The sequence below is a fragment of the Pseudomonas sp. GW822-FHT02G04 genome (assembly GCF_058802085.1).
Window position 1 is genome coordinate 1 of sequence record NZ_JBXANU010000012.1, and the last position, 13,836, is coordinate 13,836.

13 protein-coding genes are annotated in these 13,836 nt (G+C 60.1%); 9 read left to right on the forward strand and 4 right to left on the reverse strand.

The features are described 5' to 3' along the window. Positions 1-162: 162 nt before the first annotated feature. The gene (locus AC1RO5_RS16410; protein ID WP_105340352.1) at positions 163-1,656 is read right to left on the reverse strand and encodes a CoA-acylating methylmalonate-semialdehyde dehydrogenase; all 1,494 of its coding nucleotides are present in this window, start codon (positions 1,654-1,656) and stop codon (positions 163-165) included. Positions 1,657-1,719: 63 nt separating this feature from the next. Continuing rightward, on the reverse strand, positions 1,720-3,069 hold the full coding sequence (aptA, locus tag AC1RO5_RS16415) for an omega-aminotransferase AptA (RefSeq protein WP_493176250.1): 1,350 nt from the start codon (positions 3,067-3,069) through the stop codon (positions 1,720-1,722). Positions 3,070-3,194: 125 nt separating this feature from the next. On the opposite strand from aptA, the gene AC1RO5_RS16420 reads away from it, so the two are divergent. The 3 genes from AC1RO5_RS16420 to AC1RO5_RS16430 all read left to right on the forward strand — a co-directional run bounded on the left by AC1RO5_RS16420 (position 3,195) and on the right by AC1RO5_RS16430 (position 5,465). After that, a complete protein-coding gene (locus tag AC1RO5_RS16420; protein ID WP_007940170.1) occupies positions 3,195-4,115 on the forward strand; it encodes a LysR family transcriptional regulator in 921 nt (306 codons plus the stop codon). A 110-nt stretch (positions 4,116-4,225) separates the two neighbouring features. After that, a complete protein-coding gene (locus tag AC1RO5_RS16425; RefSeq protein WP_493176252.1) occupies positions 4,226-4,876 on the forward strand; it encodes a TetR/AcrR family transcriptional regulator in 651 nt (216 codons plus the stop codon). 7 nt (positions 4,877-4,883) lie between these two features. Further along, positions 4,884-5,465 carry an IMPACT family protein gene (locus AC1RO5_RS16430; protein ID WP_493176253.1) on the forward strand — a complete coding sequence of 194 codons (582 nt, stop codon included), beginning with the start codon at positions 4,884-4,886 and terminating at the stop codon, positions 5,463-5,465. Between the two features lie 371 nt (positions 5,466-5,836). Here the strand turns inward: AC1RO5_RS16430 and AC1RO5_RS16435 are convergent, their stop codons facing one another. Continuing rightward, on the reverse strand, positions 5,837-6,013 hold the full coding sequence (locus tag AC1RO5_RS16435; protein WP_493176254.1) for a hypothetical protein: 177 nt from the start codon (positions 6,011-6,013) through the stop codon (positions 5,837-5,839). Between the two features lie 30 nt (positions 6,014-6,043). Between AC1RO5_RS16435 and AC1RO5_RS16440 the strand changes: the two genes are divergently transcribed. The 3 genes from AC1RO5_RS16440 to AC1RO5_RS16450 are packed head-to-tail and all read left to right on the forward strand — an operon-like array spanning position 6,044 to position 9,653. Further along, positions 6,044-7,609 carry an ABC transporter ATP-binding protein gene (locus AC1RO5_RS16440; protein ID WP_493176255.1) on the forward strand — a complete coding sequence of 522 codons (1,566 nt, stop codon included), beginning with the start codon at positions 6,044-6,046 and terminating at the stop codon, positions 7,607-7,609. A gap of 11 nt (positions 7,610-7,620) precedes the next feature. Continuing rightward, positions 7,621-8,727 carry an ABC transporter permease gene (locus tag AC1RO5_RS16445; RefSeq protein ID WP_018928370.1) on the forward strand — a complete coding sequence of 369 codons (1,107 nt, stop codon included), beginning with the start codon at positions 7,621-7,623 and terminating at the stop codon, positions 8,725-8,727. Further along, positions 8,727-9,653, forward strand: coding sequence for an ABC transporter permease (locus AC1RO5_RS16450; protein ID WP_493176256.1), 927 nt, complete (start codon positions 8,727-8,729; stop codon positions 9,651-9,653). The genes AC1RO5_RS16445 and AC1RO5_RS16450 overlap by 1 nt, the downstream gene beginning before the upstream one ends. On the opposite strand, the gene AC1RO5_RS16455 is transcribed toward AC1RO5_RS16450, so the two are convergent. Further along, on the reverse strand, positions 9,650-10,063 hold the full coding sequence (locus tag AC1RO5_RS16455) for a hypothetical protein (protein WP_493176257.1): 414 nt from the start codon (positions 10,061-10,063) through the stop codon (positions 9,650-9,652). The genes AC1RO5_RS16450 and AC1RO5_RS16455 overlap by 4 nt on opposite strands. Positions 10,064-10,155: 92 nt before the next feature. On the opposite strand from AC1RO5_RS16455, the gene AC1RO5_RS16460 reads away from it, so the two are divergent. From AC1RO5_RS16460 to AC1RO5_RS16470, 3 genes are all read left to right on the forward strand, one after another. Further along, positions 10,156-10,842 carry an SDR family oxidoreductase gene (locus AC1RO5_RS16460; RefSeq protein WP_493176259.1) on the forward strand — a complete coding sequence of 229 codons (687 nt, stop codon included), beginning with the start codon at positions 10,156-10,158 and terminating at the stop codon, positions 10,840-10,842. A 191-nt stretch (positions 10,843-11,033) separates the two neighbouring features. Then, a complete protein-coding gene (locus AC1RO5_RS16465; RefSeq protein ID WP_493176261.1) occupies positions 11,034-12,392 on the forward strand; it encodes an 8-oxoguanine deaminase in 1,359 nt (452 codons plus the stop codon). Between the two features lie 236 nt (positions 12,393-12,628). Continuing rightward, complete coding sequence (locus AC1RO5_RS16470) at positions 12,629-13,711, forward strand: BMP family ABC transporter substrate-binding protein (protein WP_493176262.1); 1,083 nt, start codon at positions 12,629-12,631, stop codon at positions 13,709-13,711. Positions 13,712-13,836 lie beyond the last annotated feature (125 nt).

Here is a 13,836-nt window from a genome sequence, read left to right on the forward strand (position 1 = left end):
GTTTACCAAGGAGTTTTCCGTTTCGACTGCGCCGGAAGTGGGGCGAATTATAGACGTCCAGAATCTGCCGTCAACCTCTAATTTCACATTTCTGTCATATAGGTCAAAACAGCCCGAAAACACAAAGGCCGACCTCTAGAGGTCGGCCTTCTGCCCTTCTACTTACAAGCTAGGGAATGCGAATTGCGAAGCTTCATGACTTGCCCGTTGCGGCCAGCGCTGGGTAATAGCCTTGCGACGGGTATAGAACCGCACGCCATCCGGACCATAAGCATGCAGATCGCCGAACAGCGAACGCTTCCAGCCGCCAAAGCTGTGATACGCCACTGGCACCGGTAACGGTACGTTGACGCCGACCATACCCACTTCGATTTCATCGCAGAACAACCGCGCCGCTTCCCCATCACGGGTAAAGATGCAGGTGCCGTTGCCATATTCGTGATCGTTGATCAGTTGCATCGCCTCTTCCAGGCTGTTGACCCGGACGACGCACAGCACCGGCCCGAAGATTTCTTCTTTATAGATGCGCATCTCCGGCGTGACGTTATCGAACAGGCAGCCGCCCAGAAAGAAGCCGTCCTCATGACCGGCCACGCTCAGACCACGACCGTCCACCACCAGCGTCGCACCGGCGGCTACGCCGTCTTCAACATAACCACTGACCTTGTCCCGCGCCTGACCGGTGACCAGAGGCCCCATGTCCAGGCCACAAGTTGTACCCGCGCCGATTTTCAGTGCCTTGATCTGCGGTGTCAGTTTGGCCACCAACGCATCCGCCACCTGGTCACCGACACACACGGCCACCGAAATCGCCATGCAGCGCTCACCGCACGAACCGTAAGCGGCGCCCATCAACGCGCTGACCGCGTTGTCCAGATCCGCATCCGGCATCAATACCGCATGGTTCTTCGCCCCGCCCAGCGCCTGGACGCGTTTGCCGCGCTTGGTGCCTTCGGCGTAGATGTATTCGGCAATCGGCGTCGAACCGACGAAGCTCAACGCTTTGACTTCCGGCGCTTCAATCAGCGCGTCCACTGCGGCCTTGTCGCCATGCACCACACTCAGCACGCCTTTCGGCAGGCCGGCTTCCAGTAACAATTGAGCGATCAGCAGCGTGGAGCTTGGATCGCGCTCGGACGGCTTGAGGATAAAGCAGTTGCCGCAGACAATCGCCAACGGATACATCCACAGCGGCACCATGGCCGGGAAGTTGAACGGGGTAATGCCGGCCACTACACCCAATGGCTGGAAATCCGACCAGGCATCGATGTTCGGCCCGACATTACGGCTGTACTCACCCTTGAGGATTTCCGGTGCCGCGCACGCGAACTCGACGTTCTCGATCCCGCGCTTCAATTCACCGGCAGCATCTTCCAGGGTCTTGCCGTGTTCTTCGCTGATCAGTTGTGCGATGCGGGATTCGTTCTGTTCCAGCAGTTGCTTGAAACGGAACATCACCTGAGCGCGCTTGGCCGCTGGCGTATTGCGCCAGGCCGGGAACGCAGCCTTGGCCGAGTCGATGGCTTTCTGAATGGTTTCGCGGCTGGCCAACGGCAGCTTGTGGATAACCTGGCCGGTGGACGGGTTGAACACATCGGCCGTGCGACCGTCTTCGGTCACCAGTTCGCCATTGATCAAATGCGGGATGAGGCTCATGCGGGGCTCCTGAAATTGTCCACAGGCGTCCTTTGAAAGGACGCCTTTATATAGAAGAGGGAATCAGTCGATCTTGTTCAGCACTTCGCCGACTGCATCGAACAGACGATCAAGGTCCTGCGGCTTGCTGTTGAAGGTTGGGCCGAACTGCAGGGTGTCGCCGCCGAAGCGCACGTAGAACCCGGCTTTCCACAGCGCCATGCCAGCTTCGAACGGACGCACGATGGCATCGCCGTCGCGAGGTGCAATCTGGATCGCACCGGCCAACCCGTAGTTGCGAATGTCGATGACGTTCTTGCTGCCCTTCATACCGTGCAGCGCGTTTTCGAAATGCGGCGCGACTTCAGCCACGCTCTGCACCAGGTTTTCCTTTTGCAGCAGGTCGAGTGCCGCCAAGCCCGCGGCGCAAGCCACCGGGTGCGCGGAATAGGTGTAGCCGTGCGGGAATTCCACCGCGTACTCAGGCGTCGCCTGGTTCATGAAGGTCTGGTAGATCTCGGAGCTGGCAATCACCGCGCCCATCGGGATCGCGCCGTTGGTGACTTGCTTGGCAATGCACATCAGGTCCGGAGTGACACCAAAGCTGTCGGCACCGAACATCGAACCGGTACGACCGAAACCGGTGATCACTTCGTCGAACACCAGCAGGATGTTGTGCTGATCGCAGATCTCGCGCAGACGTTTGAGGTAACCCTGCGGCGGAACCAGCACGCCAGCGGAGCCGGCCAATGGCTCGACGAATACCGCAGCGATGTTCGAGGCATCGTGCAGTTCGATCAACTTGAGCAATTCATCCGCCAGCGCGATACCACCCTGCTCCGGCATGCCACGAGTGAAAGCATTGCTCGCCAACAAGGTGTGCGGCAGATGATCGACATCCATCATTGCCTGACCGAACAGTTTGCGGTTGCCGTTCACGCCGCCGAGGCTGGTGCCGGCGATGTTCACGCCGTGATAACCACGAGCGCGGCCGATCATCTTGGTCTTGGTCGCCTGGCCTTTCAGGCGCCAGTAGGCACGCACCATTTTCACCGCGGTATCTGCACATTCGGAACCCGAATCGGTGAAGAACACGTGATTCAGATTGCCCGGGGTCAGGTCGGTGATTTTCTCGGCCAACTGGAACGACAGCGGGTGACCGTACTGGAAGCCCGGCGAGTAATCGAGGGTGCCCAATTGCTTGGCCACCGCCTCCTGGATTTCCTTGCGGGTGTGCCCGGCGCCGCAGGTCCACAGACCCGAGAGCGAATCGTAGACCTTGCGGCCCTTGTCGTCTGTCAGCCAACTGCCCTCGGCCGCCACGATCAGACGCGGGTCACGCTGGAAATTGCGGTTCGCGGTGTAGGGCATCCAGTGAGCGTCAAGCTTGAGCTGGCTGGCCAGGGAAGTCGGGGCGTTTTCAGGCACGTTCATGGGCAAAACCTCGCAGAGCAAATAAGCGGCGTGGAGATCAAAAGCGTTCTTGCAGCTAAATTGCCACGGGGATAAAGTCGGTGAAATCCAACTTTTCTAACCTTCAGTCAGGCCCGGACTAAACTATGAGTACCCGTCGCCCCGATCCGTTAGCGCAAGTCAGTGACTTTGATATCCGCCTGCTGCGGATTTTTCGTAGCGTGGTGGAGTGCGGCGGCTTTTCCGCGGCGGAATCGGTGCTGGGTATCGGTCGTTCGGCTATCAGCCAGCAAATGAGCGATCTGGAGCAGCGCCTCGGCCTGCGCCTGTGCCAGCGAGGTCGCGCGGGGTTTTCCCTGACCGAAGAAGGCCGCGAGGTCTACCAATCTGCGTTGCAGCTATTAAGTGCGCTGGAAAGTTTCCGCACCGAGGTCAACGGCCTGCACCAACACTTGCGCGGCGAGTTAACCATCGGCCTGACCGACAACCTGGTCACCCTGCCCCACATGCGCATCACCCACGCCCTGGCCCAACTGAAGGAACGCGGCCCCGACGTGCAGATCCAGATCCGCATGATCGCGCCCAATGAAGTCGAACAAGGCGTGCTCGACGGTCGCTTGCATGTTGGCGTGGTGCCGCAAGCCAGCGCGTTGTCGGGGCTGGAGTATCAGCCGCTCTACAGCGAACGCTCGCTGCTGTATTGCGCGGTCGGCCATCCGTTGTTCTATGTCGACGACAAACAACTGGACGATGAGCGCCTCAACAGCCAGGACGCCATCGCCCCGACCTTCCGTTTGCCCGCCGAGATTCAGGCCCATTACCAGGCGCTCAATTGCACCGCCAGTGCGTCGGATCGCGAGGGCATGGCCTTTCTGATCCTGACCGGGCGCTACATCGGTTACCTGCCGGATCACTACGCCAGCCTCTGGGTGCAGCAAGGCCGTTTGCGTGCACTGAAACCCAAGGCACGTTTTTATGACCTGAGCCTGGCATCGGTTACACGCAAGGGCCGTCGCCCGCATCTGGTTCTGGAGAGCTTTTTGGAGAGTCTGGCGGCGACTCGCTGAAAGCTTGCGGGAGCGGTGCCCAAGGTTTTATCACCATAGGACTTGTCTGAGGCCCGTGGGTGCGTTATCAACGCATCTGGTTGCACCCATCTACCTGTTCGGAAGTGCCTATGACCTTTGAAGTCCCAGCCCACGGCGGCAAACCCGCCAGCCGCATTCGTCAGAAGAACGAAGAGACCATCATCAAAGCCGCCGAAGACGAGTTCGCCCGTCACGGGTTCAAAGGCACCAGCATGAACACCATTGCGCAGAAAGCCGGGTTGCCCAAAGCGAATCTGCATTACTACTTCACCAACAAACTCGGTTTGTATGTGGCGGTGCTGAGTAACATTCTTGAATTGTGGGACAGCACCTTCAATACCTTGACCGTCGAGGACGATCCGGCAGAAGCATTGACGCGATACATTCGCGCAAAAATAGAATTCTCCCGGCGCCAGCCACAGGCTTCGCGGGTCTTCGCGATGGAGGTCATCAGCGGCGGCGATTGCCTGACCGAGCATTTCAACCAGGACTACCGCACCTGGTTTCAGGGGCGGGCCGCGGTGTTTCAGGCGTGGATCGATGCCGGCAAAATGGACCCGATCGACCCGGTCCACCTGATTTTCCTGCTGTGGGGCAGCACCCAGCATTACGCCGACTTTGCCACGCAGATCTGCCGTGTCACCGGGCGCACCAAGTTGACCAAGCAAGACATGGAAGACGCCGGCAGCAACCTGATTCGCATCATTCTCAAAGGCTGCGGCCTGACGCCGGCTATTTAAGACACCCATGCCTTTTACCCTCAGCGGTTTTTGCGAATACCGCGAAGAGATTCGCAAAAGCCGCTTCATCGCCCTCGCCGCGCCGATCACCAGCGCAGCCGATGCCCAGGCGTTCATCGAGCAGCACAGTGATTTGAACGCCTCGCACAATTGCTGGGCCTGGAAGCTCGGCGATCAATACCGCAGCAGCGACGATGGCGAACCCGGTGGCACCGCTGGCCGGCCGATCCTTGCGGCGATTGAAGCGCAGGATTGCGATCAGGTCGCGGTCGTGGTGATCCGCTGGTATGGCGGCATCCAGTTGGGCACCGGCGGCCTCGCCCGAGCGTATGGCGGCAGTGCCAACAAATGCCTGCAAGGGGCACCGAAAGTCGAGTTGATCAGTCGGGTGCCGGTCAGTTGTGCCTGTGCATTTGGCGAGTTGGCGCTGGTGAAGCTTCGGGTGGCGGAGTTGGGTGGTTTGGTGGTGGAGGAAATCTTCACGGCCAATGGTGTGGAACTGCAATTGGCGATTGGCGACGGGCAGATAAGTACGCTGCAAACGCAGCTGGCGGACTTAAGTCGCGGGCGTATTTTGTTGCAGCGTTGAAGGTCAAAAGATCGCAGCCTTCGGCGGCTCTAAGCGCCTGCGGGCGCTGCGATCTTTTGGGGCACCCCGATTTTCTTTGCTCTCGACACTTGCCCACATCTGCTGTGCACCCGGCTGTGGATAACCTGAGCACATTCTGCTGTAACCCTTCTGTCATGCGGCTTTGCGGGCTTTGCTCATTTTTCGTCCAACTCGCCATCCGCGACGTTTATTCCATGTAAAAACAATCAGTTAGAGTGGTTTATCGCTATTAGAAGAAAGCCCCTCAGTGCTTATGCCCACACGGTCGGCTTGCGCACAGATACTGTGGAACAAGCTGTGGATAACCCGTTCATGGCTGGCGCAGCCCCATGCCTGACAATGCCTGCAGCCTATTGCTCGTTTTTTGACCAATTGATCGCGCGCAAAACCGGAGCCTGATCAAAAACCTTGCCCTCAAGTGGTGCCTCTCCAGGAGTTGGAATAGGTCGAGGCAGCGTCCGCAACGCCTGTGCGAACAGGCTTTTGTTGATTTCCTGACTCAATGGCCAGGAAATTGCTTTATCCACAGGCATATCTTTTTGCGACCCGAGCCTGTCATGTCCAACCCTGCGCCTCCCCCCGATCAAACACCCCGCCTGCAATTGCGCAGAATCAGCAAACGTTACCCCGGTTGCCTGGCCAACGATGCCATCGACTTGAGCATTGCGCCCGGTGAAATCCACGCCCTGCTCGGCGAAAACGGTGCGGGCAAAAGTACCCTGATGAAGATCATCTACGGCGTCACACACGCAGACTCAGGGGAGATGATCTGGCAGGGCCAGCGCGTGAGCATGCGCAATCCGGCCCAGGCCCGCGGCCTCGGGATCGGTATGGTGTTCCAGCATTTTTCGCTGTTCGAAACCCTGAGCGTGGCGCAGAACATCGCCTTGGCGATGGGCGCTGCGGCCGGTACGCCGAAGCAGCTTGAACCGAAAATTCGCGAGGTGTCCCAACGCTATGGCATGGCCCTGGAACCGGAGCGACTGGTCCACAGTCTGTCCATCGGCGAGCGTCAGCGGGTGGAAATCATTCGCTGCCTGATGCAGGACATCCGCCTGCTGATTCTCGATGAACCGACGTCGGTACTGACCCCGCAAGAGGCCGACGAATTGTTCATCACGTTGCGCCGACTGGCCGCCGAGGGCTGCAGCATTCTGTTCATCAGCCACAAGCTCGGCGAAGTGCGCGCGTTGTGCCACAGCGCCACGGTGTTGCGTGGTGGACGAGTGGCCGGGCATTGCGTGCCGGCCGAGTGTTCGGACCGGCAACTGGCGCAGTTGATGGTCGGTGAAGCCGCCGAGTTGATTACCGACTATCCGAAGGTCAGGGCTGCTGATGCGTTTCTGAACGTGACTGGATTGTCCTGGCACAACCCGGACCCGTTCGGCTGCTCGCTCAAGGGCATTGATCTCGAGGTGCGCAGCGGCGAAATCGTCGGTGTCGCAGGGGTCGCCGGCAATGGCCAGGATGAGTTGCTGGCCTTGCTTAGCGGTGAAGAACGGCTGCCGGGAAATGACGGGGCGAAAATCAGTTTCGGCGGGCAACCGGTGGCGCACCTGCGGCCGGATGCACGACGCAAACTCGGCCTGGCCTTCGTCCCCGCCGAGCGTCTGGGCCATGGCGCAGTACCGGAACTGAGCCTGGCGGATAACGCCCTGCTCACCGCATTTCAACAGGGGCTGGTCAGCAATGGGCTGATCCAGCGCAGCAAAGTCGAGGCACTGGCCGAAGACATCATCCGCCGCTTCGAGGTCAAGACACCCGATGCCCAGGCACCGGCTCGCAGCCTGTCTGGTGGCAACTTGCAGAAATTCATCCTCGGCCGGGAAATCCTTCAGCAACCCAGGTTGTTGGTGGCCGCGCACCCGACCTGGGGCGTCGACGTCGGCGCCGCCGCAACCATTCACCGGGCGCTGATCGCCTTGCGCGACGCTGGCGCGGCGATCCTGGTGATCTCCGAAGACCTCGACGAACTGTTCCAGATCAGCGATCGCCTCGGCGCCCTGTGCGGCGGCCGGCTGTCGACACTGCAAGCCACCGTCGACACCCGCCTGATCGATGTCGGCGGCTGGATGGCCGGCAAGTTCGATGCACCCCAATCACCTGCACCCGTAACGCTTTAACGGAGTTTCACATGCTGCTTTCTCTCGAACCCCGTGGCCAGCAATCGCGCCTGATGTTGTGGTGCTCGCCGTTGCTGGCGGCTGTGTTGACCCTGGGCTGTGGCTCATTGTTGTTTATTGCGCTGGGCCACGACCCATTGCTGACCTTGCACACCCTGTTGATTGCACCGATCAGCGACCTGTATGGCGTCTCCGAACTGTTGGTCAAAGCGTTGCCGATTCTGCTCTGTGCATTGGGCCTGGCAGTGGCGTATCAGGCACGGATCTGGAACATCGGCGCCGAAGGTCAGTTGCTGCTCGGCGCCTTGGCCGGCAGTGCATTGGCGGTGAACATCATCGACCTGCAAAGCCGTTGGGCGCTGGTGTTGATCCTGCTCACCGGCACCCTGGCCGGTGCCGCGTGGGCCGGGCTGACGGCATGGCTGCGTACACGCTTCAACGCCAATGAAATCCTCACCAGCATCATGCTCAATTACATCGCTTTGAACCTGCTGCTGTTCTGTGTCCACGGGCCGCTGAAGGACCCGGCCGGGTTCAACTTTCCGGAGTCGGCGATGTTTGGCGATGCCAGTCGTTTGCCGTTGTTGATGGAGGACGGTCGGGTTCATGCGGGCGTGTATTTCGCCTTGCTTGCGCTGGTTGCGGTGTGGGTGTTGTTGCAGAAGAGCTTTGTCGGTTTCCAGATCAAGGTGCTCGGGCTGGACAAGCGCGCGGCGGGTTTTGTCGGCTTTCGCGAGAAGCGGCTGATCTGGCTGGCGCTGTTGATCAGCGGTGGCCTGGCGGGGCTGGCCGGGGTTTGCGAAGTCACCGGGCCCATCGGACAACTGGTGCCGCAGGTTTCGCCGGGTTATGGCTATGCGGCGATCACCGTGGCGTTTCTCGGGCGGCTGAATCCCATCGGCATTCTGTTTTCCAGCCTGTTGATGGCGCTGCTGTACATCGGTGGCGAGAGCGCGCAGATGAGCATGAACCTGCCGCAAGCCATCACTCAATTGTTCCAGGGGATGATGCTGTTTTTCCTGCTGGCCAGTGACGTGCTGATTCTCTACCGACCACGTTTGAACCTGCGCTGGGTACGGCGCACCTCGACCACCGCCGTACAAGCAGGAGCCTTGTGATGGATATCGATCTGCTGAGCAATATTTTTTATGCCATGGTTCGCTGTGGCACACCGCTGCTGCTGGTGGCGTTGGGCGAGTTGATCTGCGAGAAGAGCGGCGTCCTCAATCTTGGGCAGGAAGGCATGATGCTGTTTGGGGCGGTGATCGGTTTTATCGTCGCCCTGAACAGCGGCCACCTCTGGCTCGGCGTGTTGCTGGCGATGTTCGCCGGGATGCTGTTGTCGTCGCTGTTTGCCCTGGTGGCGCTGGTGTTCAACGCCAACCAGGTGGCGACAGGGTTGGCGTTGACGATCTTCGGCGTGGGCCTGTCGACCTTCGTTGGCGCTGCGTGGGTCGGCAAACCGCTGGCGGGTTTCGAGCCGTTGGCGATTCCTTATCTGAGTGAAATTCCGCTGATCGGGCGGATGCTGTTTGCCCAGGACCTGCTGGTGTATCTGTCGTTTGCCCTGTTTGCGCTGGTGGCCTGGGTGATTGTGAAAAGTCGCGTCGGGTTGATTATTCAGGCGGTCGGCGAAAGCCCGGATGCCGCCAGTGCGATGGGCTTGCCGGTGTTGCGCGTGCGTACGCTGGCGGTGCTGTTTGGCGGGGCGATGGCGGGGTTGGCTGGGGCATATTTGTCCCTGGCCTATACGCCGATGTGGGCGGAGAACATGAGCGCCGGTCGCGGCTGGATTGCCCTGGCGCTGGTGGTGTTTGCCAGTTGGCGAGTGTGGCGGTTGCTGCTTGGAGCGTATCTGTTCGGTCTCGCCAGCATCCTGCATTTGGTGGCGCAGGGGTTGGGGCTGGCAATTGCGTCGAGTCTGCTGGCGATGCTGCCGTATGTCGCGACCATTGTGGTGTTGGTGCTGCTGTCCCGGGATGCCGTGCGCACACGATTGTATGCGCCGGTGTCGTTGGGGCAGCCGTGGCGGGCGGGGCATTAAGTGGTGGCCCACGAAGGCGTCCGAACAGGCAACGCTTGGGCCACACCCCACATCAGTTCAAAGAACAGGAAAATCACCAATAGCGAACTCGCCCCACGGGCCAGCGCATAAGCCTGCCAGGCCGAAAACAGAAACCTCCCCACCGCGTCATATCGCCCAAACATCTGCTGCGGATCGCGAATCCGCAGCACGGCCCATACGCACACAATCGAGCCCAACAGATTGGCCATCAACATGTGCACCGGCTCGAACGGCGGTAGCTCGCCGGGCAGATTGAAAGTCTGACTCAGGTTTAACAGCACGCCATGCAACGCCGCAAAACTCCACGGCGTGGCAAATGCCGCCGTGACGATCAGGTCGTACCATGCGCTGCCACGCACCAGCTGACGATATTGCGTTGCAGTCCACATTGGCATTGCTCCATACATTCAGGGAGCAACAAGGCTAAAGCCTGGAGTATGCTCCAAGGTCAAGCCCTCTCGAGACATCAAGGAAGCCATTCATGTCCACGGCAAAAACCGCGCTCATCATCGGCGCCTCCCGGGGCTTGGGCCTCGGTCTGGTGAAAACCCTGCTGGCCGACGGCTGGCAAGTCACCGCCACCGTGCGCAACCCGCAGGGTGCCGAAGCCTTGCAGGCGTTGGGCAAGGTACGGATCGAAAAACTCGACATGGACGATCAGCAAGCGGTCATCGCCCTCAGTCAACAGCTCAAGGGCGAGGTGTTCGACCTGTTGTTCGTGAATGCCGGGGTCAAGGGGCCGGAAGTCCAGACGCCGGGTAGCGCGACCCTGGCCGAGGTCGGTCAATTGTTCTTCACCAACGCCGTGGCGCCGATCAACCTGGCCCAGCGCTTCGTCGCGCAGATTCGTGAAGGCAGTGGCGTGCTGGCGTTCATGAGTTCGGTGCTGGGCAGCGTGACCATGCCCGACGCGCCGGAGCTGGCGCTGTACAAGGCCAGCAAAGCGGCGCTGAACTCAATGACCAACAGCTTCGTCACGCAATTGGGCGAACAGAAACTCACCGTGCTGTCGCTGCACCCGGGCTGGGTGAAGACCGACATGGGTGGCGAAGGTGCCGACATCGATGTGGAAACCAGCACCCGCGGGTTGATCGACCAGGTGAATGCGTATGCCGGCAAGGGCGGGCATCATTTTGTGAACTACCGGGGTGAAACCATTCCCTGGTAACACTACCTCCCTGTGGGAGCTGGCTTGCCCAGCTCCCACAGGTTTTTGCATCGTCTGGTCGCGTGAGGCTTGCCCGTAACACGGTTTTGTTCGAAACTCCGCACCTCGCCCCCCGCGGCGACCCTGGATCAGCAGACAGGGCAACACTGAGCTGGCAACCCTGAACCCCACTTTCAGAGGAGCCGGCCACTATGCCTGCGACCCGTACCTGGTTAAAAAATCCCCTCGCCATTTTCACGGCCAACGCGCTCGATGCCCGTGGCGGTCTGGTGCTGCAAGACGGTTTGATCGTCGAAGTGCTCGGCGTCGGCCAGCAACCGTCAGCACCCTGTGGACAAGTCTTTGATGCCCGTGAACATGTGATCTTGCCGGGGCTGATCAACACCCATCACCACTTCTATCAAACCCTGACCCGCGCCTGGGCGCCGGTGGTCAATCAGCCGTTATTCCCATGGTTGAAAACCCTCTATCCGGTCTGGGCGCGACTCACGCCGGAAAAACTCGCCCTCGCCACCAAAGTCGCGTTGGCCGAGTTGCTGCTGTCCGGCTGCACCACCGCGGCCGATCACCATTACCTGTTTCCTGAAGGCCTGGAAAATGCGATCGACGTGCAGGTCGAGAGTGTCCGCGAACTGGGCATGCGCGCCATGCTCACTCGCGGTTCAATGAGCCTTGGTGAAAAAGACGGGGGGCTGCCGCCGCAGCAGACTGTCCAGGAAGGCGAAGTGATTCTCGCCGACAGCCAACGCTTGATTGCCGAGTACCACGAACGTGGTGACGGCGCGCAAATCCAGATCGCTTTGGCGCCCTGCTCGCCATTTTCAGTCACCCCGCAAATCATGTCCGCCAGCGCCGAACTGGCAAACACCCTCGACGTACGCCTGCACACTCACCTGGCCGAAACCCTCGACGAAGAAGACTTCTGCCTGCAACGCTTCGGCCTGCGTACCGTGGATTATCTGGACAGCGTCGGCTGGCTCGGCCCACGCACCTGGCTGGCCCACGGCATTCATTTCAACCCCGACGAAATCGCCCGCCTCGGCGCGGCCGGCACCGGTATTTGCCATTGCCCGAGTTCGAACATGCGCCTGGCTTCAGGGATTTGTCCGACCATCGAGTTGACCGACGCTGGCGCGTTGCTGGGCCTGGGCGTGGACGGCTCAGCGTCCAACGATGCCTCGAACATGATGCTCGAAACCCGACAGGCGCTGTACATCCAGCGCCTGCGTTATGGCGCAGAGAAGATCACCCCGGAACGCGTATTGGGCTGGGCCACCAAGGGTTCGGCGCAGTTGCTCGGGCGCAGCGACATCGGCGAACTGGCGGTGGGCAAGCAAGCGGATCTGGCGCTGTTCAAACTGGATGAACTGCGCTTCTCCGGCAGCCATGATCCGGTGTCGGCGCTGTTGCTATGCGGCGCGGACCGGGCAGACCGGGTGATGATCGGCGGCAAGTGGCGAGTGATCGATGGGCAGGTTGAGGGGCTGGATCTGAAAGGGTTGATCGCCGATCACAGTCAAGCGGCTCGGCAGTTGATCGCCGGCACCTGACACACTCCCCCGCTCCCACAGTTTTGTGTGAGCTGTCCGCACCAGCGGATGGCATGAGTTGGAGCCTCTGCACCGGGTTGGCTCCGGTGATGATTGAACATCAAAAGATCGCAGTCTTCGGCAGCGCCTACAGGGGCGTGAGCTGCCGAAGGCTGCGATCTTTTTATTTTGTTGTCCTGTTGGTCAGTAATTTGCATTGACCCGGTACACCTCACAACAAAATGGAGTTCCAGTTCATGCACAAACGTCCGTTGAAGCAGCTGCTTTGCGCTGTCGCCGCAGCCATCGGTCTGAGCGCCAGCCTGACCGCCAGTGCTGCCGCCCCGCTGAAAGTCGGCTTCGTCTATATCGGCCCGATCGGTGATCACGGCTGGACGTATCAGCATGAACAGGGGCGCAAGGCACTGGCAGAGAAGTTCGGCGACCAGATCACCACCAACTACGTGGAGAACGTCGCCGAAGGCGCCGATGCCGAGCGGGTGATCCGCAACATGGCCAAGGACCAGTACGACCTGATCTTCACCACGTCTTTCGGCTACATGAACCCGACCCTGAAAGTTGCCAAGCAATTTCCCAAGGTGACCTTCGAACACGCCACCGGCTACAAGCAGGACAAGAATCTCGGCACTTACCTGGCACGCACTTATGAGGGCCGCTACGTCGGCGGTTTCCTTGCGGCGAAGATGACCAAGACCAAGAAAATCGGCTACGTCGCTTCCTTCCCGATTCCAGAAGTGATCCGCGACATCAACGCCATCCAGCTGGCCCTGAACAAGTACAACCCGGGCACCGAGATCAAAGTGGTGTGGGTCAATTCCTGGTTCGATCCGGGCAAGGAAGCCGACGCCGCCAATGCGCTGATCGATCAGGGCGTGGACGTGGTGTTCCAGCACACCGACAGCCCGGCGCCGATCCAGGCGGCAGAACGGCGTGGCGTATATGCCGTCGGCTATGCATCGGACATGGCGCACTTCGGGCCGAAAGCGGTGCTGACGTCTATCGTCAACGACTGGGGCCCGCACTACATTCAGGCGACTCAAAGCGTGCTCGACCATGCATGGAAATCGCAGGATTACTGGGGCGGTTTGCAGGAAGGCACGGTTGAACTGCCGATCAGCGACCTGGTGCCGGCCGCGGTGAAAACCGAAGCCGAGCAGATCATTGCCGACATCAAGAGCGGTGTGCTGCATCCGTTCACCGGGCCGATCAAGGATCAGGCCGGCGTGGAGAAAATTCCGGCGGGCGTGAGCGCGACCAATGCGCAACTGGCGTCGATGAACTACTACGTGGAAGGCATGAAGGCCGAGATGCCGAAGTGATTTTTTACCCGTGACACCGCCAAGATCGCAGCCTGCGGCAGCGCCTACATGGATTGACTTACACCTGTAGGAGCTGTCGAGCGAAGCGAGGCTGCGATCTTTTGGCCCCAGCATAAAACCTCGCC